We start from the raw sequence: 21,681 nt of genomic DNA on the forward strand, positions 1-21,681 counted from the left end.
TGCCCGCGCGGCCGGATTTCAACCGGAAGCGGGTGTGCGGGTAGTCTGTACCGTCTGCACCGGTGTCTGCCCAGACACAGCCAGGGACTCCGCCCAGATCAGAGCGGGGACGTCGGCATCCGACCCCCGATTGTCAGTGGCGGCCGATACCGTTGCGTACGCATCACAACCCTCCTGCCACGGAACGACCGTGGCCGCTGAGTCCAAAGGAGGTGGGTTCCACATGCGTCACTACGAGGTGATGGTCATCCTCGACCCCGATCTGGAGGAGCGCGCTGTCGCCCCCCTGATCGAGAACTTCCTCTCCGTCGTCCGTGAGGGCAACGGCAAGGTCGAGAAGGTCGACACCTGGGGCCGTCGTCGTCTCTCGTACGAGATCAAGAAGAAGCCCGAGGGCATCTACTCGGTCATCGACCTGCAGGCCGAGCCTGCGGTCGTCAAGGAGCTCGACCGCCAGCTCAACCTGAACGAGTCGGTCCTCCGGACCAAGGTCCTCCGCCCCGAGACCCACTGAGCCTCCCGCTCAGTCGATCCCGGGACTCTGAGTAGCAGCACAAGCAGCCAGCAGCAGCAAACCCGCCGAGAGGTTCCCCCATGGCAGGCGAGACCGTCATCACGGTCGTCGGCAACCTTGTCGATGACCCCGAGCTGCGCTTCACCCCCTCGGGTGCGGCGGTCGCGAAGTTCCGTGTCGCGTCCACCCCCCGCACCTTCGACCGTCAGACGAACGAGTGGAAGGACGGCGAGAGCCTGTTCCTGACCTGCTCGGTCTGGCGTCAGGCGGCGGAGAACGTCGCCGAGTCGCTCCAGCGAGGCATGCGCGTCGTCGTGCAGGGCCGGCTGAAGCAGCGGTCCTACGAGGACCGTGAGGGTGTCAAGCGCACGGTCTTCGAGCTGGACGTCGAGGAAGTCGGCCCCAGCCTGCGCAACGCCACGGCCAAGGTCACCAAGACCAGCGGTGGTGGCGGTGGCGGACGCGGTGGCCAGGGCGGTTACGGCGGCGGTGGCGGCCAGGGTGGCGGCGGCTGGGGCGGCGGCCCCGGCGGCGGTCAGCAGGGCGGCGGCGCTCCCGCCGACGACCCGTGGGCGACCGGCGCTCCCGCCGGTGGCAGCCAGGGCGGCGGCGGTGGCTGGGGTGGAAACTCCGGCGGCAGCGGCGGCGGCTACTCGGACGAGCCCCCCTTCTAGGGCTCGCATCCCCACTTCTTGATCACACAGGAGAAACACCATGGCGAAGCCGCCTGTGCGCAAGCCGAAGAAGAAGGTCTGCGCTTTCTGCAAGGACAAGGTCACGTACGTGGACTACAAGGACACGAACATGCTGCGGAAGTTCATTTCCGACCGCGGCAAGATCCGTGCCCGCCGCGTGACCGGCAACTGCACGCAGCACCAGCGTGACGTCGCCACGGCCGTCAAGAACAGCCGTGAGATGGCGCTGCTGCCCTACACGTCCACCGCGCGCTAAGGGAAGGGTGACCGACACATGAAGATCATCCTCACCCACGAGGTCTCCGGCCTCGGTGCCGCCGGCGAGGTCGTCGACGTCAAGGACGGGTACGCCCGTAACTACCTGATCCCGCGGAAGTTCGCGATCCGCTGGACCAAGGGTGGCGAGAAGGACGTCGAGCAGATCCGTCGTGCTCGCAAGATCCACGAGATCCAGACCATCGAGCAGGCCAACCAGGTGAAGGCCCAGCTCGAGGGCGTCAAGGTCCGCCTGGCCGTCCGCTCGGGCGACGCCGGCCGTCTCTTCGGTTCCGTCACCCCGGCCGACGTCGCTTCCGCGATCAAGGCTGCCGGTGGCCCCGACGTCGACAAGCGCCGCATCGAGCTCGGCACGCCGATCAAGACCCTGGGCGCCCACGAGACGTCCGTGCGTCTGCACCCCGAGGTTGCCGCCAAGGTCAACATCGAGGTCGTCGCGGCCTGATCGCGCGTCCGGCGTGGACATCTGATCGCGCATCCGGCGTGAACAGCTGAGAAGGGGCCGCACCCAGCAGGGTGCGGCCCCTTCGTCGTGTCTCACGTTTCACGTGAAACGGTCAGCGGGTGGGGCCCGTGACGATCCAACGGCCCGATCGAGCCCGCAGCCACAGCGTCAGCAGGCGGACCGTCATCATCAGCGTCATCGCCCCCCAGAGCGCGGTGAGGCCGCCCCCGAGGACCGGAACCATCAGCGCCACGGGAGTGAAGACCGCGAGGGTGGCCACCATCGCCCAGGCGAGATACGGTCCGTCGCCCGCGCCCATCAGTACGCCGTCCAGGACGAAGACGATGCCGCAGACCGGCTGGGACAGCGCCACCACGAGCAGGGCGGGCAGCGCGGCCTCCTTCACCCCGGCGTCGCCGGTGAAGAGTGGCAGGAAGGCGGGCCGGGCCGTGATGACCAGGAGCCCGAGCAGCAGGCCGACGACGATGCCCCACTGCACCATGCGACGGCAGGTGTCCCGGGCGCCCTGGGCGTCGCCCGCTCCGAGGTACCTGCCGATGATGGCCTGTCCGGCGATCGCGATGGCGTCGAGCGCGAAGGCGAGCAGGCTCCACAGGGACAGCGCGATCTGGTGCGCCGCGATGTCGGCGTCGCCCATCCGGGCCGCGACGGCGGTGGCGATCATCAGGATCGCCCGCAGGGACAGCGTACGGACCAGCAGGGGCACACCGGCCTGTGCGGATGCCCTGATGCCGGCCGCGTCGGGCTGTAGTGAGGCGCCATGGCGGCGGGCTCCCCGGATCACCACGGCCAGGTAGACCGCGGCCATGCCGCACTGGGCGATGACCGTCCCCCAGGCGGAGCCCGCGATACCGAGACCGGCGCCGTAGACCAGACCGGCGTTCAGGGCGGCGTTGGCGACGAAGCCCGCGATCGCGACATACAGAGGGGTCTTCGTGTCCTGCAGTCCGCGCAGTACTCCGGTCGCGGCGAGCACGACGAGCATGGCCGGTATGCCGGCCACGGAGATCCGCAGATAGGTGGTCGCGTAGGGGGCGGCGGTGTCCGAGGCACCGAAGAGTTCCACGAGCGCCGGGGCGGTGGGCAGGACGGCGGCGATCACGGCGACGCCGAGCAGCAGGGCCAGCCAGATGCCGTCCATGCCCTGCCGGATGGCCGCGGTGAGATCACCGGCTCCCACTCGGCGAGCGACGGCGGCCGTGGTGGCGTAGGCGAGGAAGACGAAGACACTGACGGCCGTCGTGAGGAGGGCGGAGGCGATGCCCAGTCCGGCGAGCTGGGCGGTGCCGAGGTGGCCGACGATCGCGCTGTCGGCCAGGACGAAGAGAGGCTCGGCGACGAGTGCGCCGAAGGCCGGGACGGCCAGGGCGACGATCTCGCGATCGTGCCGGCGCCGGGTGGCCCTGGGGGGCGCGGGAGCCTGTGTCATGGGCATCAATCTAATCGTCCACAGGTAAGAGATGCAATTGCAGTGTGACCCTTACCTCTCGTTGCGTTGCGTGTCGTTTCCCCCAGCGGTCGAGGCGATCTTGCGCTGACTGGGGAAGTTTTTCTTCTGCACAGCCGGTGGATGGGAAAAGTGCAGGTCAGTGGTGGTCGACAGGAAAAGAAGAGGGCTTGTTCACAGGGCTGTCCACCGGGTCGTGCACAGGTTTTGCGGAGTTGTCCACAGCATCCGGGCGGTCGTCCACATGGCCTGTGGATAACCAGATTGGCTGACGGTGCCCGCGGGCCTACCGTGGTCCGGCGCCCGTTCCGTCCACCTGCCGGTGGAACCGTCACAAAACCGACGTGCCTGAACCGGAGTTGGGCCTCTCAATTGTCAGTGCCGTGCCGTAGAACTGAGGTCACGGCGAGGTCCGCTCGGCGGACGGGAGGAGGTGGCTCGGTGAGCATTTCCGAGCCCTTGGACGACCCGTGGGCCGACAGCGGACCCAGTGATCTTCTGCCCCCCGCCCGCCGCCGCGGAGACGGTGGCCGCAGCCGCGACGAACAGCACGAACGGGGCCGGGACACCGGTGAGTGGGAGGGCGGCTCCACCTTCGAGCGGGTCCCGCCGCAGGACCTCGACGCGGAGCAGTCCGTCCTCGGCGGCATGCTCCTGTCCAAGGACGCCATCGCCGACGTCGTCGAGATCCTCAAGGGCCACGACTTCTACAAGCCCGCGCACGAGACGATCTACCAGGCGATCCTCGATGTCTATGCCAAGGGCGAACCGGCCGACCCCATCACGATCGCCGCCGAGCTGACCAAGCGCGGCGAGATCAACAAGGTGGGCGGCGCCTCCTATCTGCACACGCTGGTCCAGACGGTGCCCACGGCGGCCAACGCCGAGTACTACGCCGAGATCGTGCACGAGCGGGCCGTCCTGCGCCGCCTGGTCGAGGCGGGCACCCGCATCACCCAGATGGGATACGCGGGCGACGACGACGTCGACGAGATCGTCAACCGCGCCCAGGCCGAGATCTACGCGGTCACCGAGCAGCGCACCAGCGAGGACTACCTCCCGCTCGGCGACATCATGGAGGGTGCCCTCGACGAGATCGAGGCGATCGGCTCCCGCAGCGGCGAGATGACCGGTGTGCCCACCGGCTTCACGGACCTCGACTCGCTCACCAACGGTCTGCACCCGGGCCAGATGATCGTCATCGCCGCCCGTCCCGCCATGGGCAAGTCGACGCTCGCGCTGGACTTCGCGCGGGCCGCGTCGATCAAGAACAACCTGCCCAGCGTCATCTTCTCCCTGGAAATGGGCCGCAACGAGATCGCGATGCGTCTGCTGTCCGCCGAGGCCCGGGTCGCCCTGCACCACATGCGCTCCGGCACCATGACGGACGAGGACTGGACGCGGCTGGCCCGCCGTATGCCCGAGGTGTCGTCCGCGCCGCTCTTCATCGACGACTCCCCGAACCTGTCGATGATGGAGATCCGCGCGAAGTGCCGCCGGCTCAAGCAGCGCAACGACATCAGACTCGTCATCATCGACTACCTCCAGCTCATGCAGTCCGGCGGCAAGCGTTCCGAGAGCCGCCAGCAGGAGGTCTCCGACATGTCCCGAAACCTCAAGCTCCTGGCGAAGGAGCTCGAGGTCCCGGTGATCGCGCTCTCTCAGCTCAACCGTGGCCCCGAGCAGCGGACGGACAAGAAGCCGATGGTCTCCGACCTTCGTGAGTCCGGGTCCATCGAGCAGGACGCCGACATGGTGATCCTTCTGCACCGCGAGGACGCCTACGAGAAGGAGTCGCCGCGCGCGGGCGAGGCCGACATCATCGTGGGCAAGCACCGTAACGGCCCGACGGCCACCATCACCGTCGCCTTCCAGGGCCACTACTCCCGCTTCGTGGACATGGCCCAGACCTGAGCCGCCTGAGCCGCGGAGCCGTCCGCGGCGCGAACCCGATCCGCCCCGGGTGAAATGAACTCGACGCCGGCGGTACGGGCGGGTGGACTGTGCCCCATGACGACACCCCAGGAAGAGCTGCTCCCCGGCACCCGGCGTGCGCTGCTGCACCGGATCGCCGTGGCCCAGACCGACGGCCGGGCCCCGTCGCTCGTCGCCGCCGTCGTACGGGACGGGCAGGCCGTGTGGCACGGGGCGCGGACCTCGGTCGACGGGCATGCGCCGGACGAGAACGTGCAGTACCGGATCGGCTCGATCACCAAGACCTTCACCGCGGTTCTCGTGCTGCGGCTGCGCGACGAGGGCGCGCTCGACCTCGGGGACCCGCTGGAGAGACATCTGCCCGGCACCGGGGCGGGCGAGCTCACGATCGCTCACCTCCTCGCCCACACAGGCGGGTTGGCGGCCGAGACGCCCGGTCCGTGGTGGGAACGGACTCCGGGGTCGCTGCGGCCGGAGCTCGCCGATGTCCTCGGCGAGGGGACAGCCCTGCATCCGGCGGGCCGCCGTCACCACTACTCGAATCCCGGCTACGCCGTCCTGGGCTCCCTCGTCGAGAAGCTGCGCGGAGCGTCCTGGGAGGAGGCACTCCGGCGCGAAGTGCTCGAACCCCTGGGCCTCCATCGCACGAGCATGCGACCGCAGGCTCCTGCCGCGGGCGGCTGGGCGGTACATCCCTGGGCGGACGCGATGCAGCCCGAACCCGTCGAGGAGTACGGGCCGATGGCCCCGGCCGGCCAGCTCTGGTCCACCACCGGGGACCTCGCGCGGTTCGCCGCCTTCCTGATGCGCGGGGACGAGCGGGTGCTGAGCGAGGAGACCCTGCGCGAGATGCGGACGCCCGCGGCGCCGGCCGAGGTCACCGATCTCGCCGAGGGAGCCACCTATGGCCTCGGGATGCAGGTCCAGTACCGCGAGGGTCGGCTGCTCGCAGGCCACTCCGGCTCGGTTCCGGGCTTCCTGGCCAACCTCACGATCGCCGCGGCGGACGACGTCGCGGCCGTGGTCCTCGCCAACTGCACCTCCGGCCCGCTGCTGGGGCAGGTGGGCGCCGATCTCGTACGCCTTGTCGCGGAGGCGGAGCCACGGATCCCGCAGCCGTGGCGGCCGCTGCGGGAAGTCGACCGTTCCGTGCTGGACCTGGCCGGCCCGTGGTACTGGGGGACCAGCCCCAGCGTCCTGCGGGTCACGGCCGACGGGCTGATCGCCCTGGGACCGCTGGCCGGTGGCGGCCGCCGTTCGCGGTTCCGGGCGAACGGAGACGGCACCTGGACGGGCCTCGAGGGCTATTTCGCCGGAGAGGTCCTGCGGGCCGTACGGCGGCCGGACGGGACCGTGGACCACCTGGACCTCGGGACGTTCGTGTTCACGCGCCAGCCGTACGAGGAAGGCGCCGCTGTGCCCGGCGGGGTGGACCCGGAGGGGTGGCGGGGGATCGGCTGATCGTTCCCACGGAGGGGGTGCCGTGTTTCACGTGAAACACGGCACCCCCTCCTGGTTCCTCAGAGCTGCAACTTGAAGCCCACGTGCGAGGCCACGAACCCCAGCCGTTCGTAGAAGCGGTGCGCTTCCGTGCGGGTGACGTCGGAGGTGAGCTGCACCAACTGGCAGTCCTCGCGGCGGGATTCCTCGATCGCCCACTCGATGAACCGCGTGCCCAGTCCGCTGCCCCGCTCGTCGGCGTGCACCCGCACGCCCTCGATGACCGACCTGGTCGCACCCCGACGGGACAGCCCGGGAATGATCGTCAGCTGGAGGGTGCCGACGACGCGCCCCTCGCGTACGGCGACGACGAGACGCTGGTTCGGATCGGCGCGGAGCCGCTCCAGTGCGCTGCGGTACGGCGCGAGGTCGTCCGGCGACTCGCGCCGCGCGCCCAGCGGATCGTCCGCGAGCATGCCGACGATCGCGGGGATGTCCTCGGTGACGGCGGGTCGGATGTCGAGATCTCCCATGGCCGCACCCTACGCAGCCACGCCGAGCGCGTTAAGCGGCGGCCGGTGCCTTCAGGGACTCCACGACCCTCACCAGCGGCGCCAGTTCAGGGTTCTCGGCGGCTTCGTCGAGGGCCTCGCGCAGGGCGGCGTCATTGGTCGGCCGGGCCTCGGCGAGCAGTGCGAGGCCCGCTTCGGTGACGTTGGTGTAGATGCCCCGGCGGTCGGTTGGGCAGAGGTAGCGCTCCAGAAGGCCGCGGTCCTCGAGGCGGGTGACGAGCCGGGTGGTGGCGCTCTGGCTGAGGACGACCACGTCGGCGACCTGCTTCATCTGCAGATGGCCGCCCTCGCCGTCGTGCTGTCGGCTGAGCACGTCGAGCAGGGAGTACTCGCGCACGCTCAGGTCGTGCCCGGTCTGCAGGGCGCGCTCGATGTGGGCCTCGATCCTCCCGTGCAGCAGGGAGAGGGCACACCAGCCCTGGGCCAGGGCGGTGAGCGCGGGGTCCGTCGCGGTCATGGGCGTTCTCCTCGGTCCCGGAGCGGCTGACACCAGGATAGAGCAGGACTGCAAAAGTCAGCGATTGCATATAGCCCGCGTCTGCAATTATTGTCAGCGCACGTAAAGCGCACCTGCAATCGTCCGGGAAGGTCCACCCCCATGCCTCTCGCGCTTCTGGCCCTCGCGATCGGGGCCTTCGGCATCGGAACCACCGAGTTCGTGATGATGGGCCTGCTGCCCGAGGTCGCGGACGACTTCGGGGTCTCGGTCCCCACGGCCGGCTTCCTCGTGACCGGCTACGCGCTCGGCGTCATGGTCGGCGCCCCCCTGATGACCGTCCTCGGCACCAAGGTCTCCCGCAAGCGGATGCTGATGCTGCTGATGGTCCTGTTCATCGCCGGCAACCTGCTCTCCGCCGTCGCCCCGGTCTTCGCCGTGATGCTGATCGGCCGGGTCGTCGCCTCGCTCGCCCACGGCGCCTTCTTCGGCATCGGGTCGGTCGTCGCGGCCGATCTGGTCGCCCCGGACAGGAAGGCCGGAGCCATCGCCATGATGTTCACCGGTCTGACCGTCGCCAACGTGGTCGGCGTCCCGCTGGGCACACTCGTCGGGCAGACCGTCGGCTGGAGGGTCACGTTCGGCGTCGTCGCCGTCCTCGGCGTGATCGGTCTGGCCGGCATCGCCCGGCTGGTCCCCGAGATGCCGCGCGCCCAGGGGGTGCGGCTGCGCCACGAGCTCGCCGCCTTCCGGAACGCCCAGGTGCTGCTCGCCATGGCGATGACCGTCCTCGGCTTCGGCGGGGTCTTCGCGGCCCTCACCTACATCGCGCCGATGACGACCCACGTGACCGGCTTCGCCGACGGCTCCGTCACCTGGCTGCTGGTCCTCTTCGGGCTCGGCATGGTCGGCGGCAACCTCGTCGGCGGCCGGTACGCCGACCGCGCACTGATGCCGATGCTCTACGTCTCTCTCGGCGCCCTGGCGGTCGTCCTGGCCCTGTTCACGGTCACCGCCCACCACAAGGTCCTCGCGGCCCTCACGATCGCCCTGATCGGTGCCCTGGGCTTCGCCACCGTGCCGCCGCTGCAGAAGCGCGTCCTCGACCAGGCGCACGGCGCCCCGACGCTGGCCTCGGCCGTGAACATCGGCGCCTTCAACCTCGGCAACGCGCTGTCCGCCTGGCTCGGCGGCCTCGTCATCGCCGCCGGACTCGGCTACACCGCCCCGAACTGGGTCGGTGCCGCCCTCGCCGCGGCCGCCCTGGCCCTCGCCCTCGTCTCGTCCGCGCTGGAACGCCGCGGCCACGGCACTTTCGGCACGGTCGTCACCGGTGACGCACCCGCCGCACAGCCGGCCGGCGCGCAGCGGCCCGCCGTCCACCACTGAGCCCCGTCGCTCCGCGCTGCGTCAGCCCCACACCGAGGAGAAACCCCCGCATGAGCACGACCACCGCCGTCGCCCCGCTCCCCATCGCCGACGCCGAGGCCCTGGTCACCGCCGCCCGTCGGGCCGCCGAGGCGGCCGGAGCCAGGGTCGGCGTCACCGTCCTGGACCCGGGCGGTCATCTGCTTGCCTTCCGGCGGGACGACCGGGCCGTCCTGATCTCCGGCGAGACGAGCACACGCAAGGCGTACACCGCGCTGCAGCTGGACGCCCCCACCGCCGCCCTCGTCGACGCCGTGCAGCCCGGGGGTCCCTTCCATACCCCGCCCACCGCGCTCGACCGCCCTTTGCCGTTCATCGCGGGCGGGATTCCGGTCCACCGCGACGCCGTCTCGTCGGCGCGATCGGTGTCGGCGGCGGAGCCCCGGAGCAGGACCACACCTTCGCGACGGCCGCCGTGGAAACAGTGGCCTGACGCCGGCCGACAGAGGGCGCAGGCCCGCGCCTCAGCCGGCGGCCACCGTCAGCGGCGCGAACCGTCGGCGCCAGTCACCGGGCAACTCGGCGATGCCGTGGTTCATCACGGCGTTGAAGGCGACGGACTCCAGGCCCCGGGACTTCACCCACGCCAGCAGTTCCTCGTGCCGTACGTCGATGTCCGTCCGCAGAGGCCGGTCGGTATGGGCCGCGAGGGAGGCCAGCAGGGCTTTCGCGGTCTCCGTGTCACGGGCGATCAGTGGCCCCACCACGTGGGTGTCCATGTTCGGCCAGGCGGCCGCGTACCCGATGATCCGGCCGCCGTCCTCGGCGACCCGCAGCCGGTCGGCGAAGGCGGGCAGCCGCGTGATCATGTGCGTGCGATCGGCGCCGAACACCTCCTCGTCGAGCCGCAGGATCGCGGGCAGGTCCTCGGCCGTGGCCGCGCGGGTGACGGCGTCCGACGGCGAGCGGTCCGGGGTCAAGCGCCCCCGCACCATCTCAGCCCGGGCCGTGGTCTTGAAGCCGAGCTCCTCGTACAGCGGACGCCCGTTCGGGGTGGCGTGCAGGGTCAGCGGGGTCGGACCCATGGTGGCGACGACATGTCGCATGAGTCGGCGGCCGACACCCTGCCGGGCGTGCCGATCGGCGACCAGCACCATCCCGATGGCCGCGAGCGAGGGACGGTCGGCCGAGCCGTACTCCGTGACGACGCAGGCGGCGACCAGCCCTCCGGCGGGGTCGTCGATGCCGTAGCCCTGACCGGCGGAGAGGAGGAGGCCCCACTTGCGCTCCTCGCGTGGCCACCCCCGGTCCTCGGACAAGTCGGCGCAGGCGGTGAGATCGCGGTGCGTCAGGCGGCGAATGGGCAGAGCGGCGAGGGAAGGAGTCGGCACGCGGGCCAGGCTGTCCGACCGGCGCCCCCGGCGTCCACCTGTTTCCCCCGAGACGTACGCGCTTTTGGCCATGGCGCAGTCCACCCTGCCGCTGTTTCACGTGAAACAGCGGCGACCTGTCCCGGTTAGCCTCGCCCCATGGCGAGACTGCATCTCTTCGACCTCGACGGCACCCTGCTGCACGGAACATCCGCGCCACGGGAGATCTCACGCCAACTCGGCCTGGAGGCCGAGGCGGTGGCGCTGGACCTGGCGGCGTCCGCGGGGCGGATCCAGCCGCCGCAGTACGCGCATCAGGTGCACGCCCTGTGGGGGAGCCTCACCGAGGAGCATGTGGTGGCGGCGTTCGAGGGGGCTCCGTGGCTGGCCCGTATCCGTGAGGTGTGGGCGGAGATCGGCAGCCGGGGGGAGTACTGCGCCGTCGTGTCGCTCTCGCCCTCCTTCTTTGTGGAAAAACTCACGGGCTGGGGCGCTCACGCGGCCTATGGATCCCGTTTTCCCGCCCTTCCTTTCAGCGAGCCGGTCGATCCGGCGGGAGTGCTCAACGCCGCGGCGAAGGTGATGATCGCCGATCGGCTGTGCGAGCAGTTCGGGGTGAAGCGGGACGACTGTGTCGCGTATGGCGACTCGCTCTCCGACAAAGACCTGTTCGGAGCCGTTCCCGTCTCCGTGGCGGTCAACGCGGACCATCATCTGGCGAGCCTCGCGACCCATTCCTACACGGGGAAGGATCTGTGGGACGCCTATGAATTGGTGCGTCACTCCCGGTAGTTGAGGGAAGCGACCGTTCACGCCCCGGGCGTTCTCCAGGGGAGGGAAGGGGGGACTTGTGCGGCCCACCGCGGCCGGTAGGGTCGACTCCGGTTCGCCTGCGGAGTGCGGTGCGCGGGGCTTGGTGCACCCCTTGCGAGCGGGCCGAGAACGGGGCAATGCAGCCTAACGGGACGGAGAGATCGAAGACTCGCATTTCCGGGTGCGGGACGTGGTGTCCTCAGGGGATGGGATGCTGCGGCGAGAGCGCTGCGGACCAGGTCGCACTCTCGTCCTGAACCGAACGGAAAAGCGATCCGTCTGCGGGGGAAGCGGGCATCTTCCGAGCCAGGAAGTGCGCAGACCGACCGAAAGATGTTCGAGGCGAGGCACACCATGGACGCTCCGACCACCAAGTCGGCCGACAACGGCACGTCCGGCGGCGGGGACGGATGGTTCACGCCGCGCAAACAGCCCGAGCCGGCTGCGGGGGGCGAGCAGGGCACGTCGGACGGCCGCCGCCTGGCCGCACTGCGCCCGGTCGGCCGCGGCACGCCCCTGGCCGACGCGGACCCCCGCCGGGCTTTCGGGGGTGCGCCCCAGGGCGTCTCCCCGGACACCGGCCAGGGTGGAGAGACGGACGCGGGGCACCGGCCGGAAACGGGGCCACAGAGCCCCTACGGCCCGTCAGACGCCCTCGCCGCGCCGCTGGGTCCCTCACCGACGACCGCGGGCGCCGACGCCCTCGGACCGCCTCCCGCGCCGCAGGAACCCCAGCCGCCCGCCGAGCCTCGCGTACCCGTCCAGGCGCCCCAGCCCGTCACGGCGCGCGAGGGCACCCCGGCCGAGGCGTCCCCACAGCCCGCCCCCTCCCCGTCCGGGCTGGTGGAAGCCCCCGAGGCCCCGGCGGCGCGGCCCTCCGCCCCCACCGCGGCGGCGCTGCCCTCCCTGCTCACCGATCCTGTGGTCCCGGCCCAGCGGCCCGTCCCCAGCCCCGACCGGGAGGCCTCCCCGGACGCCGTCCTGATCCGCCGGACCATGGCCGAGGTGGGCCCGGTGGCCGACAAGGTCACCTCGTACTTCTACGCCCTGCTGTTCGTCCGCCACCCCGGCCTGCGCCCGCTCTTCCCGCCCGCGATGGACGCCCAGCGCGACCGGCTGCTCAAGGCCCTGCTGACCGCGGCCGAGCACATCGACAACACACCCGTCCTCGTCGAGTACCTGCAGAACCTCGGCCGCGGCCACCGCAAGTACGGCACCCGCGCCGAGCACTACCCGGCCGTCGGCGAGTGCCTCATCGGCGCGCTGAACAAGTACGCCGACGCCGTCTGGGACGCCGAGACCGAAGCCGCCTGGGTCCGGGCGTACACCACCATCTCGCAGGTCATGATCGACGCGGCGGCCGCGGACGAGCTGCGCGCTCCGCCCTGGTGGCAGGCGGAGATCGTCTCCCACGACCTCAGAACTCCGGACGTCGCCGTCCTCACCCTCCGCCCCGACCAGCCCTACCCCTTCCGCGCCGGGCAGTACGCGAGCCTCGAGACACCGTGGTGGCCGCGGATCTGGCGGCATTATTCGTTCGCCTCGGCGCCCCGGTCCGACGGGCTTCTGGCCTTCCATGTGAAGGCCGTTCCGGCCGGCTGGGTCTCCAACGCCCTGGTGCACCGCGCCCGGCCCGGCGACGTCGTACGGCTCGGTCCCCCGGCCGGTTCGATGACCGTCGACCACACCCGCGACAGCGGTCTGCTCTGCCTGGGCGGCGGCACCGGCATAGCCCCCATCAAGGCGCTCGTCGAGGATGTCGCCGAACACGGCGCCCGCCGCCCCGTCGAGGTGTTCTACGGCGCCCGCACCGACCACGACCTGTACGACATCGACACGATGCTCAGGCTCCAGCAGACGCACTCCTGGCTGGAGGTCCATCCGGTGGTCGACCGGAACGGTCTGCTCCAGCTGCCCGATGCCATACGGACTTTCGGGCCCTGGACCGAGTACGACGCCTATGTGTCCGGCCCGCCCGGCATGATCCGCAGCGGAGTGGACGCCCTGCGCGGGGTCGGCTTCCCCGCGGAGCGCATACGGCACGACTCGGTCGAGGAACTTGTCGCCGCCGGCAGCTGACGCCGGAGCCGGTTCCTACGGGTCACCCCAGGTCGGGGGCGTGCATGGCCCGTACGCCCTCGATGTTGCCGTCGAGGTAGTGGCGCAGCGACAGCGGGACGAGATGGACGGACGCGATACCCACCCGGGTGAACGGCACCCAGACGATCTCGTACTCCCCGGCGGGCTCGTCGATCTCGGGGCCGTGCCGCAGGGAGAGATCCATGGACTCCAGGCGGCAGACGAAGAAGTGCTGCACCTTCACGCCGGTCGCGCCGCCGTCCTCGCCGATGTGCTCGACGGTGTCGACGAAGCAGGGAACCACATCGGTGATCTTCGCGCCGAGTTCCTCGTGGACCTCGCGGTGCAGGGCGTCGACGACGGTCGTGTCATCCGGCTCGACGCCGCCACCGGGCGTGACCCAGTACGGGTCCACACCGGGCTTGGTGCGCTTGATCAGGATGAGGTCGTCGCCGTCCAGCAGAACGGCACGGGCGGTGCGCTTGACCACAGGTCGGACGGTCATGGGAGAAATGTGGCCCCGCATGTTCCACGTGAAACATCGCGAAAGGTCACCACAGGAGCGCACCCGGTGACGGCGCCGGGGAATCCGCCCCCGAACCGCTCAACACCACCCGGCAGCCGCTCCCAGCAGCCACTCATGGGCGCGGGCGACGTGCGGCATCGCCAGGGTGCCGGTGCGCACCACCAGCACATAGGTCCTCAGCGGCGGCACCGCCGGCTCGTGCGGGGCGACGACGTCACCGCGCTCGAGGGCGGCCTCGCACAGATAGCGGGGCAGCACCGCGAACCCGGCGCCCGCCGTGGCGCAGGCGAGCACCGCGCGCAGGTCGGGGACGATGACCGTGCCGGAGAAAGCGGGCCGGGAGTCGAAGACGGAGGCCCAGTAGCGGGAGACCAGAGGCAGTGACTCGTGCACCTCGACGACGGGGAGGTTCTCCAGCGCCGCGGCGCCCTTGCGGCGCAACTTCCCGGCGTCGATCCGCTCGGCCCACTGCGGGGCGGCGATCAGGACGTGCTCCTCGTCGCACAGCGGAGTGGCCGTGAGCAGGGCGCCGCGGGGTCGTGCCGTGCTGATGGCGAGGTCGTGGTGCCCGGCCGAGAGCCCCTCCAGGACCCCCTCCGCGGTACCGAAGGAGACGCGCAGGGCAAGCCCCTGGCCACTGTCGTCGGTCAGCCCGGTGAGCGCGGGAAGGGCCCGTTCGGCGGTGAACTCGGGCGGCCCGGCGAGGTGCAGGGACCGTAGCGAGGACTCGTCGTCGCGGCCGGTCTCGGTGATCTCCACCAGGGCGTCGAGGTGCGGGGCGGCCTTGTGGGCGAGCTCGTCCCCGATGGTCGTGGGGGTCACCCCGCGCGCCTGGCGCAGGAACAGGGGACGGCCCAGCTGGCGCTCCAGCGTGCGGATCTGTGAGGTGACGGCCGGCTGGGACAGGCCCAGCAGGGCGGCGGCACGGGTGAAGGAGCCGGCCCGGTGCACGGTCACGAAGGTGCGCAGCAAGGCCAGATCCACGGTGTGTCCTCCTGCCTTCCCCCGACTTCCTCCCGGCTCGGGGAGGTCCAACCATAAATATGTCGATAGGTCCCTGTCGTTACTGTGATTGGACACTGACACAGAGTCAACTAGCCTGGTTCGCGCGGTTCTTCGCGCGCGGAACCGAGGACGGTCCGAGCCACGAGGGGGGAGGCTCGGACCGTCCGTCGTACGTGGGGGTACACCGCCGGAGCGTCCGTAAACCGCTCATGGCGCCGACTCCTCCAGCGCACGCAGCACATCCGCCACCAGGTCCTCGGGGTCCTCGGCGCCGACCGACAGCCGGATGAACCCCTCCGGCACCGCGTCGCCGCCCCAGCGCCCCCGCCGCTCGGCGGTGGAACGGACCCCGCCGAAGCTGGTCGCGTCGTCCACCAGCCGCAGCGCCTCCAGGAAACGCTCGGCACGCGCACGCGTGGGCAGCGTGAACGACACCACGCACCCGAAGCGCCGCATCTGCCGGGCGGCCACCTCGTGGGAGGGGTCGCCGGGCAGCCCGGGATGGCGCAGCCCGGTCACCTCCGGCCGGTCCCGCAGCGCTTCGGCGACGGCCAGGGCGGTGGCGGCCTGCCGGTCGACCCGGAGCTGGAGCGTGGCGAGCGAACGGTGCGCCAGCCAGGCCTCCATCGGGCCGGGGATCGCCCCGGCGATCTTCCGCCACCGACGTACGGCGGTCATCGCCTCGCCGGCCCGTCCGGTGACGTATCCGAGGAGGATGTCACCGTGTCCCGTGAGCTGCTTGGTACCGCTGGCCACGGAGAAGTCGGCGCCGAGTTCCAGCGGGCGCTGTCCCAGCGGGGTCGCGAGGGTGTTGTCGACGGCCACGAGAGCGCCACGCGCGTGTGCCGCCTCGACGAGCCGCCGGATGTCGCAGACGTCGAGGCCGGGGTTGGACGGCGACTCGATCCACAGCAGCCGGGCGCCGTCGAGGGCGTCGAGCTGGGCGTCGCCGCCGGTCGGGGCGGTCCGCACCTCGACGCCGTACACCTGCAGTTGCTCACGCAGCAGAGACAGCGCCTGGTAGCCGTCGTCGGGCAGGACGACGGTGTCGCCGGAGCGCAGCCGGGAGAAGAGCAGCGCCGAGATCGCGGCCATGCCGGAGGCGAAGGCCAGCGTCTCGACGTCGTCCCGCCCCGGTGCCTCCAGTTCGCCGATGGCCAGCTCCAGACGGCTCCAGGTGGGGTTCTCGTCGCGGCCGTAGGTGTACGGCCCGGTCGGCTCCCCGGGCAGGTGGTAGTGCGCGGCGAACACCGGTCCCGGAAGGGTCGGTTCGTACTTCACCGGCTCCGGCAGCCCGGCCCGTACCGCGCGCGTGCCCTCACCGGCGTCCCGGGGGAGGGCGCGGGCCCCGGGGGAGTCGCTCATGGCGTCCGTCCTTCCAGGTCCTCGCTCACGGCGTCCAGCAGCCCGGCGGACGCCGCCTCCACCATCTCGAGGCACTCCTCGAAGCCGTCCCGGCCGCCGTAGTAGGGGTCGGGGACGTCGAGGTCGTCCCGTGCGGCGGGGTCGTAGGAGCGCAGCAGACGGACCTTCCCGGCGTCCTCGGCGGTGGGCGCCATGCGGCGCAGGGCCTTGAGGTGTCCGGCGTCCAGGGCGATCACGAGGTCCAGGCGGGCGAACCAGGACGGCTCGAACACCCGGGCCGTGTGAGCGAGGGCGTAACCGTTCTGCTCCAGGACGGAGAGGGTGCGCGGGTCGGCGCCCTCGCCCTCGTGCCAGTCGCCCGTACCGGCGCTGTCGACCTCTACCAGCCCGTCGAGGCCGGCGTCCGCCACGCGCGCGCGGAAGACCGATTCGGCCATCGGTGAGCGGCAGATGTTGCCGGTGCAGACGAAACAGACGCGGTAGGTCATCGCGGGTTCAGTCCCCGTCCGGCAGAACGACGTTGAGCGCCCAGGAGACGACGGAGACGATCAGGCCGCCGCCGACCGCAGTCCAGAAGCCGTCGACGTGGAAGCTGAGATCGAACACGCCAGCCAGCCAGGAGGTCAGCAACAGCATCAGGGCGTTGACGATCAGGGTGATCAGACCGAGGGTCAGGATGAACAGCGGGAAGGTCAGCACCTTCACGATCGGCTTGACCAGGAAGTTCACCAGGCCGAAGAGCAGGGCGACGAGCAGGAGGGTGAAGATCTCCTTGCCCTTGTTGTCACCGGACAGGGTTATGCCGGACAGCGCCCAGACGGCGACCGCCAGGGCACCCGCGTTGGCGATCGTCTTGACTACGAAATTCTTCATGTGTCTGATCGTGGCAGAGAGATCGGCAACGGGCACCGGGCGAGGGCGGACCAAGTAGATGAAGGCATTCCGGTTGGATGAACTGGAGGCGGAGCGAGCCTCCAACGACGGCGCGTACCTGCAGTTCCTGCGGGAGCGGAACATGTCGGTGGGCCTGTACGCGCTCAACGCCGGGGAACACGATCCGCAGAACCCGCACCAACAGGACGAGGTGTACTTCGTCGTGAGCGGCCGGGCGTCGATCACCGTCGGGCTGGAGACCACCCAGGTCGCGCGCGGCAGCGTGGTGTACGTCCCGGCCGGGGTCGCCCACAAGTTCCACCACATCAGCGAGGACCTGCGGGTCCTGGTGGTGTTCTCTCCGCCCGAGGCCTGACCCGGGACTCCGGGTTCCCTAGGGGATCGATCAGGGGAGGACAAGGGGCGCCGGGCCCCCGCCGGCCCCCCTCGCGGTCCTAGCATCGACGGCAGGACATCGGAAGCATCCGGACTCACGGGAGTTCCGGCCGGACGAGGACAAGGACGAGGGCGATGCGAGAGATCTTCGCGGGACTGCCGTGGTGGGTGAAGTGGGTGGCGGTGCCGGTCATCGCCCTGGTCGTCTTCGGCGGCCTGATAGCCAGCGTCGTGGGCTTCCTGGTCTGGCTCCTGTTCAAGGTGCTGATCTTCGTCGCCCTGGTCGGCGGACTGGTCTACGTCGTGCGGAAGTTCATGGCGGGTTCCTCCTCGCGCGGCGACTGGTGAGTGGTGCGGGAGACCACTGAGCGGTAACAGGAATCACCTGTTCCCTCGGCTGGGGGAAGTTTCCCGCCGGGCCGGTCCGCGGGCGGTGGTGGAGGGTTAAAGTCCACAACTCCTCGCGGGGAAGAACCCCGCGAGCGGCTCACACCCCCCTCCCGTGTCTCCCCGCACGGGCCGCCCCCTCGCGCTTCGGGAGTGACCCCTTGACCCTGGTCGACACCGCATCCCCGGAACCCCTCGCACCCCCCGCCCGGCGTCCCCCGACGCCCCCGCTCCAGCGCCCTCCGGGCACGGGACTCCCCGAGCAACCCCGTTCCGCGACGACGCAGCCGAACCCCGCCATGACCCTCATCGGGTCGGTGCAGCGCGCGATGCGTCTGCTGGAGTCCGTCGCCGAGCACGAGTACGGAGCCCCGGCCAAGCAACTGGCGAGGGAGACCGGCCTCGCGCTCCCCACGGCCTACCACCTGCTGCGCACCCTCGTGTACGAGGGCTATCTACGGCGGGACAAAGGGCTGTTCTTCCTCGGCGAGGCGGCCGAGCGGCTGGCCGGCAGCGGAGCCGCGCAGAAACGTCGCAGCACCGTCGCGGACACCCTCGCCGGGTGGCGCGATTCGATCGGTGTCCCCGTGTACTACGCCCGGTACCGCGACGGCGAGATCGAGGTCATGTGCGTCTCCGACACCCCGGGCAATCCGGCGGTGCAGGAGTGGGCCGACTTCCGCGAGACCGGGCACGCGCACGCCATCGGGCAGTGTCTGCTGTCCCAGATGGACGAGGACGCCCGCCGCGACCACCTGGACCGTCACCCCGTTCAGGCGATCACTCCGTACACCGTGCGTGACGATCACACCCTGCTGCGACGCCTGGAGCGGACGCGGCGCATGGAACCGGTCGTGGAGAGGCAGGAATACGCACTGGGGACGGTGTGTGCCGCGATCCCGATCACCGTCGGCACCACGGTGGCGACGATGGCCATCTCCCTGCCCGCCCGTCGGGCCGACCGGCTGCTTCCGGCGGCACGACAGTTGCAGAGCGAGATCGGGAGCAATTTGGGGTCAATCGCGATCTCTATCAGTATGTGAAAACTCACTCCTTGTGATCTGTTGTGCACGTTCAGCAAGATGCGGTGCAGTGTCAGGGGTTGATTACCGGCCATTCGACGGCAAATGACGGGGTAACGCGATGCGCGAGTCCGTACAGGCAGTTCAGGCAGAAGTCATGATGAGTTTCCTCGTGTCCGAGGAGCTCTCGTTCCGCATCCCGGTGGAACTGGGCTATGAGTCGCGCGATCCCTATGCCGTACGGCTCACCTTCCATCTGCCCGGCGACGCCCCGGTGACCTGGGCCTTCGGGCGCGAGCTGCTCATCGACGGGGTGGGCAGGCCGTGCGGGGAGGGGGACGTACGAGTCTCGCCCGTGGACCCCGACGCGCTCGGCGAGGTGCTGATCCGGCTTCAGGTGGGCGGTGACCAGGCGCTGTTCCGGTCGTCGACGGCTCCCCTGGTGGCCTTCCTGGACCGTACCGACAAGCTGGTCCCGCTGGGCCAGGAGGGTGCGCTCGCCGACTTCGACGCCCATCTCGACGAGGCGCTCGACCGGATCCTCGCCGAGGAACAGAGCGCCGGCTGACCGGCCGACGGCTGGCGGAGGCGGAACGCTTCGCCAGGGGGTGGGGCCTTGCAGGAACGCTTCTCCTTCAGGGGTGTGGGCGCCTCTCGGGCGCCCACACCCCGTTGTACGTCCCGGTGCATCCGGGCGGCCCCGCCGGCGTCCGCGCCCCATCGCCCGGCCTCACTGCTCGCGGGGCCTCAGTGCTTGCGCCGTCTCCCCCGGCCACCGCGGGGCTGGGCCGCGGGGGCGGCCGTCGGCGCTCCCGCCGGAGCCGGTTCCGGTGCCGGTGCGGTCGCGGTCGTCGTGCCCGGTTCGGGGCGGTCGGCCGCGACGACGAGGGCCGCGAGGGCCGTGGTGACCGGCACCGACGCCACCAGACCGATCGAACCCACGAGGGTGCGCACGATCTCCTCGGCGACCAGCTCGCTGTTGGCGACCGTGCCGACGCTGCTCTGCGCGATCGAGAAGAGCAGCAGCAGCGGCAGGGCGGCACCGGCGTAGGCGAGGACGAGCGTGTTCACCACGGACGCGATGTGGTCGCGGCCGATGCGGATGCCGGCCCGGTACAGCCCACGCCAGCCCATCGCCGGGTTGGCCTCGTGGAGTTCCCAGACGGCGGAGGTCTGGGTCACCGTCACGTCGTCGAGGACACCGAGCGAGCCGATGATGATGCCGGCGAGCAGCAGACCGCTCATGTCGATCGACGGGTACAGACCGTGGATCAGGCCGGTGTTGTCGTCCGTGTTGCCGGTGAGCGCCGCCCAGTCGACGAACCAGGAGCCGAGGAAGCCGATCAGCATCAGCGAGATGAGCGTGCCGAGCACGGCGACGGAGGTACGCGCCGACAGTCCGTGGCACAGATACAGGGCGATCAGCATGATGGCGCTGGACCCCACCACGGCCACGAGCAGCGGATTCGAGCCCTGCAGGATCGCGGGCAGGATGAAGAAGTTCAGGATGAGGAAGCTCGCGGCGAGCGCCACCAGTGCCATGACACCGCGCAGCCGGCCGACGACCACGACGGCGACCGCGAAGATGACGGCCAGCACGGTCAGCGGGATACGGCGGTTCACATCGGTGACCGAGTACTGCAGGTCCTTCGGCGCGGAGGGCTCGTAGGCCACCACGACCTTCTCGCCCTGCTCCAGCTGCCGTGACTGGTCCGGCTGGACGATCTCGGTGAACGTCCGGCCCTTGTCGTCGCCGGTGTCCACCCGGATCGTCGCCTTCTTGCAGGTGGCGTTCGCCTGCTGCGCGGCGGAGGAGCCCCCGGCGGTGGAGGTGTCACCGGTCGACGTGCCACCGGAGGCGTTCACCGACTGGCAGCTGACCTTGACGACCTTGGTGACCGTGGCGTGCTGCGTCTGGCGGTCGAAGCCGACGCCGGTGCGCTGATGCGACGGGGCACCACCGGGCCACAGCACGACGAGCCCGACAAGCACCGCTGCGGCGAACGGGATGAGGACGGCCCCGATGACCTTGCGCAGATGCTTGGAGACGGGGGCGGCGGGACCGTGGTTGTGGCTGTGCCCATGCCCGTGGCCCTGCCCGTGTCCATTCCCGCCTCCGGGGCTGCTGCCCCGGCCGCCGGTGTGACCGTCGTCGGGGCCGTGCCCATGACCTCCGCCGCCACCTGGACCCGGTCCGTGCGGCTGGTTCGGCGCCGGTCCGGCGCCACGGTGGTGCTCGTGCCCTGAGTGGTGCTCGTGCCCTGAGTGGTGCTCAGGCCCCTGCCCATAGCCGCGCCCAACATCGTGCCCCCGGTCGAACCCGCCGTCGAAGCCGCCGTCGAAGCCGAAGTCCCGGCTGTCCTCGCGCCCCGGCCCACGTCCGAAGTGATCGCCGGGACCGCCGGTGGGACCCCCGCCAGGGCCGCCGGTGGCGCCGGGCCTGCGGGGGGGCTCGCCGGGCGGGTACGGGGGCTGGTGTGTCGTGGTCACCGCCCGATCATCGCAAGAACGGCACCGGCCCACTGTTCACCGCGCCACACATGACGCTAGCGTGGAGCCACCTTTGCACACGCGGGAGCTCGGAGCACCGGGCTGAGAGGGCGCTGACCTCCGTCTTCGCGATGTTTCACGTGGAACGTCACCAGAGCGAGTGATGTTTCACATGAAACGTCGGCAGACGGTAGCCGCTGCGTCGA

23 protein-coding genes and 2 pseudogenes are annotated in these 21,681 nt (G+C 70.6%); 15 read left to right on the forward strand and 10 right to left on the reverse strand.

Annotated elements, in window-relative coordinates:
• Positions 1 to 223: 223 nt before the first annotated feature.
• From rpsF to rplI, 4 genes are all read left to right on the forward strand, one after another.
• Positions 224 to 514 carry a 30S ribosomal protein S6 gene (gene rpsF / locus OG852_RS24395; RefSeq protein WP_007383258.1) on the forward strand — a complete coding sequence of 97 codons (291 nt, stop codon included), beginning with the start codon at positions 224 to 226 and terminating at the stop codon, positions 512 to 514.
• 80 nt (positions 515 to 594) lie between these two features.
• Complete coding sequence (locus OG852_RS24400; RefSeq protein ID WP_133911142.1) at positions 595 to 1,188, forward strand: single-stranded DNA-binding protein; 594 nt, start codon at positions 595 to 597, stop codon at positions 1,186 to 1,188.
• A gap of 40 nt (positions 1,189 to 1,228) precedes the next feature.
• On the forward strand, positions 1,229 to 1,465 hold the full coding sequence (gene rpsR / locus OG852_RS24405) for a 30S ribosomal protein S18 (protein ID WP_003949403.1): 237 nt from the start codon (positions 1,229 to 1,231) through the stop codon (positions 1,463 to 1,465).
• Positions 1,466 to 1,483: 18 nt separating this feature from the next.
• Positions 1,484 to 1,930 (forward strand): 50S ribosomal protein L9, encoded by a 447-nt coding sequence (gene rplI, locus OG852_RS24410; RefSeq protein WP_133911143.1) that lies wholly within the window; start codon positions 1,484 to 1,486, stop codon positions 1,928 to 1,930.
• A gap of 112 nt (positions 1,931 to 2,042) precedes the next feature.
• Here rplI and OG852_RS24415 read toward each other — a convergent pair whose 3' ends face one another.
• On the reverse strand, positions 2,043 to 3,380 hold the full coding sequence (locus tag OG852_RS24415) for an MATE family efflux transporter (protein WP_133911144.1): 1,338 nt from the start codon (positions 3,378 to 3,380) through the stop codon (positions 2,043 to 2,045).
• 459 nt (positions 3,381 to 3,839) lie between these two features.
• Between OG852_RS24415 and dnaB the strand changes: the two genes are divergently transcribed.
• The 3 genes and pseudogenes from dnaB (at position 3,840) to OG852_RS51025 (ending at position 6,794) form a co-directional block, all read left to right on the forward strand.
• Positions 3,840 to 5,312, forward strand: coding sequence for a replicative DNA helicase (gene dnaB, locus OG852_RS24420; RefSeq protein ID WP_133911145.1), 1,473 nt, complete (start codon positions 3,840 to 3,842; stop codon positions 5,310 to 5,312).
• 96 nt (positions 5,313 to 5,408) lie between these two features.
• Positions 5,409 to 6,413, forward strand: a pseudogene (locus tag OG852_RS24425) (serine hydrolase domain-containing protein); the annotation flags it as partial.
• Positions 6,414 to 6,482: 69 nt separating this feature from the next.
• On the forward strand, positions 6,483 to 6,794 hold the full coding sequence (locus OG852_RS51025; RefSeq protein WP_443064654.1) for a DUF7586 domain-containing protein: 312 nt from the start codon (positions 6,483 to 6,485) through the stop codon (positions 6,792 to 6,794).
• Between the two features lie 59 nt (positions 6,795 to 6,853).
• Here OG852_RS51025 and OG852_RS24430 read toward each other — a convergent pair whose 3' ends face one another.
• A complete protein-coding gene (locus OG852_RS24430; protein WP_330348956.1) occupies positions 6,854 to 7,306 on the reverse strand; it encodes a GNAT family N-acetyltransferase in 453 nt (150 codons plus the stop codon).
• A 31-nt stretch (positions 7,307 to 7,337) separates the two neighbouring features.
• Positions 7,338 to 7,802 carry a MarR family winged helix-turn-helix transcriptional regulator gene (locus OG852_RS24435; RefSeq protein WP_330348957.1) on the reverse strand — a complete coding sequence of 155 codons (465 nt, stop codon included), beginning with the start codon at positions 7,800 to 7,802 and terminating at the stop codon, positions 7,338 to 7,340.
• A gap of 141 nt (positions 7,803 to 7,943) precedes the next feature.
• Between OG852_RS24435 and OG852_RS24440 the strand changes: the two genes are divergently transcribed.
• Positions 7,944 to 9,170 (forward strand): MFS transporter, encoded by a 1,227-nt coding sequence (locus OG852_RS24440; protein ID WP_330348958.1) that lies wholly within the window; start codon positions 7,944 to 7,946, stop codon positions 9,168 to 9,170.
• A 50-nt stretch (positions 9,171 to 9,220) separates the two neighbouring features.
• Positions 9,221 to 9,642 (forward strand): annotated as a pseudogene (locus tag OG852_RS24445) (GlcG/HbpS family heme-binding protein).
• A gap of 31 nt (positions 9,643 to 9,673) precedes the next feature.
• Here the strand turns inward: OG852_RS24445 and OG852_RS24450 are convergent.
• Positions 9,674 to 10,540, reverse strand: a complete 867-nt coding sequence (locus OG852_RS24450) for a GNAT family N-acetyltransferase (RefSeq protein WP_330348959.1) — start codon at positions 10,538 to 10,540, stop codon at positions 9,674 to 9,676.
• 138 nt (positions 10,541 to 10,678) lie between these two features.
• On the opposite strand from OG852_RS24450, the gene OG852_RS24455 reads away from it, so the two are divergent.
• The gene (locus OG852_RS24455) at positions 10,679 to 11,311 is read left to right on the forward strand and encodes an HAD family hydrolase (protein ID WP_133911152.1); all 633 of its coding nucleotides are present in this window, start codon (positions 10,679 to 10,681) and stop codon (positions 11,309 to 11,311) included.
• Positions 11,312 to 11,686: 375 nt separating this feature from the next.
• Positions 11,687 to 13,411, forward strand: a complete 1,725-nt coding sequence (locus OG852_RS24460; RefSeq protein WP_330348960.1) for a globin domain-containing protein — start codon at positions 11,687 to 11,689, stop codon at positions 13,409 to 13,411.
• Positions 13,412 to 13,433: 22 nt separating this feature from the next.
• On the opposite strand, the gene OG852_RS24465 is transcribed toward OG852_RS24460, so the two are convergent.
• From OG852_RS24465 to OG852_RS24485, 5 genes are all read right to left on the reverse strand, one after another.
• Positions 13,434 to 13,916 (reverse strand): NUDIX hydrolase, encoded by a 483-nt coding sequence (locus tag OG852_RS24465; protein WP_330348961.1) that lies wholly within the window; start codon positions 13,914 to 13,916, stop codon positions 13,434 to 13,436.
• A gap of 99 nt (positions 13,917 to 14,015) precedes the next feature.
• Positions 14,016 to 14,921 (reverse strand): LysR family transcriptional regulator, encoded by a 906-nt coding sequence (locus OG852_RS24470; protein WP_330348962.1) that lies wholly within the window; start codon positions 14,919 to 14,921, stop codon positions 14,016 to 14,018.
• Between the two features lie 228 nt (positions 14,922 to 15,149).
• Entirely contained in the window at positions 15,150 to 16,307 is a 1,158-nt protein-coding gene (locus tag OG852_RS24475) for a cystathionine gamma-lyase (protein ID WP_133911156.1), read from the reverse strand.
• A complete protein-coding gene (locus OG852_RS24480; protein WP_133911157.1) occupies positions 16,304 to 16,795 on the reverse strand; it encodes a low molecular weight protein-tyrosine-phosphatase in 492 nt (163 codons plus the stop codon). The genes OG852_RS24475 and OG852_RS24480 overlap by 4 nt, the downstream gene beginning before the upstream one ends.
• 7 nt (positions 16,796 to 16,802) lie before the next feature.
• Positions 16,803 to 17,180, reverse strand: a complete 378-nt coding sequence (locus tag OG852_RS24485; protein WP_133911158.1) for a phage holin family protein — start codon at positions 17,178 to 17,180, stop codon at positions 16,803 to 16,805.
• A gap of 58 nt (positions 17,181 to 17,238) precedes the next feature.
• Between OG852_RS24485 and OG852_RS24490 the strand changes: the two genes are divergently transcribed.
• The 4 genes from OG852_RS24490 to OG852_RS24505 all read left to right on the forward strand — a co-directional run bounded on the left by OG852_RS24490 (position 17,239) and on the right by OG852_RS24505 (position 19,553).
• Positions 17,239 to 17,556, forward strand: a complete 318-nt coding sequence (locus OG852_RS24490) for a cupin domain-containing protein (protein WP_133911159.1) — start codon at positions 17,239 to 17,241, stop codon at positions 17,554 to 17,556.
• Positions 17,557 to 17,711: 155 nt separating this feature from the next.
• On the forward strand, positions 17,712 to 17,924 hold the full coding sequence (locus OG852_RS24495; RefSeq protein ID WP_133911160.1) for a DUF5326 family protein: 213 nt from the start codon (positions 17,712 to 17,714) through the stop codon (positions 17,922 to 17,924).
• 338 nt (positions 17,925 to 18,262) lie between these two features.
• On the forward strand, positions 18,263 to 19,006 hold the full coding sequence (locus OG852_RS24500) for an IclR family transcriptional regulator (RefSeq protein ID WP_166663451.1): 744 nt from the start codon (positions 18,263 to 18,265) through the stop codon (positions 19,004 to 19,006).
• Positions 19,007 to 19,106: 100 nt separating this feature from the next.
• Positions 19,107 to 19,553: an SsgA family sporulation/cell division regulator gene (locus OG852_RS24505; RefSeq protein ID WP_133911161.1), complete on the forward strand. Its 447-nt coding sequence runs from the start codon at positions 19,107 to 19,109 to the stop codon at positions 19,551 to 19,553.
• 179 nt (positions 19,554 to 19,732) lie between these two features.
• Here OG852_RS24505 and OG852_RS24510 read toward each other — a convergent pair whose 3' ends face one another.
• On the reverse strand, positions 19,733 to 21,475 hold the full coding sequence (locus tag OG852_RS24510; RefSeq protein WP_133911162.1) for a YibE/F family protein: 1,743 nt from the start codon (positions 21,473 to 21,475) through the stop codon (positions 19,733 to 19,735).
• Between the last annotated feature and the right edge of the window lie 206 nt (positions 21,476 to 21,681).

This window comes from Streptomyces sp. NBC_00582 (assembly GCF_036345155.1).
In the GTDB taxonomy this organism is placed as follows: domain Bacteria; phylum Actinomycetota; class Actinomycetes; order Streptomycetales; family Streptomycetaceae; genus Streptomyces.

What these genes read in the sequence shown, in the direction of transcription:
- rpsF (WP_007383258.1), top strand. Translation starts at nt 224, where the DNA reads ATGCGTCACTACGAGGTGATGGTCATCCTCGACCCCGATCTGGAGGAG.
- OG852_RS24400 (WP_133911142.1), top strand. Translation starts at nt 595, where the DNA reads ATGGCAGGCGAGACCGTCATCACGGTCGTCGGCAACCTTGTCGATGAC.
- rpsR (WP_003949403.1), top strand. Translation starts at nt 1,229, where the DNA reads ATGGCGAAGCCGCCTGTGCGCAAGCCGAAGAAGAAGGTCTGCGCTTTC.
- rplI (WP_133911143.1), top strand. Translation starts at nt 1,484, where the DNA reads ATGAAGATCATCCTCACCCACGAGGTCTCCGGCCTCGGTGCCGCCGGC.
- OG852_RS24415 (WP_133911144.1), bottom strand. Translation starts at nt 3,380, where the DNA reads ATGACACAGGCTCCCGCGCCCCCCAGGGCCACCCGGCGCCGGCACGAT.
- OG852_RS24430 (WP_330348956.1), bottom strand. Translation starts at nt 7,306, where the DNA reads ATGGGAGATCTCGACATCCGACCCGCCGTCACCGAGGACATCCCCGCG.
- OG852_RS24435 (WP_330348957.1), bottom strand. Translation starts at nt 7,802, where the DNA reads ATGACCGCGACGGACCCCGCGCTCACCGCCCTGGCCCAGGGCTGGTGT.
- OG852_RS24440 (WP_330348958.1), top strand. Translation starts at nt 7,944, where the DNA reads ATGCCTCTCGCGCTTCTGGCCCTCGCGATCGGGGCCTTCGGCATCGGA.
- OG852_RS24455 (WP_133911152.1), top strand. Translation starts at nt 10,679, where the DNA reads ATGGCGAGACTGCATCTCTTCGACCTCGACGGCACCCTGCTGCACGGA.
- OG852_RS24460 (WP_330348960.1), top strand. Translation starts at nt 11,687, where the DNA reads ATGGACGCTCCGACCACCAAGTCGGCCGACAACGGCACGTCCGGCGGC.
- OG852_RS24465 (WP_330348961.1), bottom strand. Translation starts at nt 13,916, where the DNA reads ATGACCGTCCGACCTGTGGTCAAGCGCACCGCCCGTGCCGTTCTGCTG.
- OG852_RS24475 (WP_133911156.1), bottom strand. Translation starts at nt 16,307, where the DNA reads ATGAGCGACTCCCCCGGGGCCCGCGCCCTCCCCCGGGACGCCGGTGAG.
- OG852_RS24480 (WP_133911157.1), bottom strand. Translation starts at nt 16,795, where the DNA reads ATGACCTACCGCGTCTGTTTCGTCTGCACCGGCAACATCTGCCGCTCA.
- OG852_RS24485 (WP_133911158.1), bottom strand. Translation starts at nt 17,180, where the DNA reads ATGAAGAATTTCGTAGTCAAGACGATCGCCAACGCGGGTGCCCTGGCG.
- OG852_RS24490 (WP_133911159.1), top strand. Translation starts at nt 17,239, where the DNA reads ATGAAGGCATTCCGGTTGGATGAACTGGAGGCGGAGCGAGCCTCCAAC.
- OG852_RS24495 (WP_133911160.1), top strand. Translation starts at nt 17,712, where the DNA reads ATGCGAGAGATCTTCGCGGGACTGCCGTGGTGGGTGAAGTGGGTGGCG.
- OG852_RS24500 (WP_166663451.1), top strand. Translation starts at nt 18,263, where the DNA reads ATGACCCTCATCGGGTCGGTGCAGCGCGCGATGCGTCTGCTGGAGTCC.
- OG852_RS24505 (WP_133911161.1), top strand. Translation starts at nt 19,107, where the DNA reads ATGCGCGAGTCCGTACAGGCAGTTCAGGCAGAAGTCATGATGAGTTTC.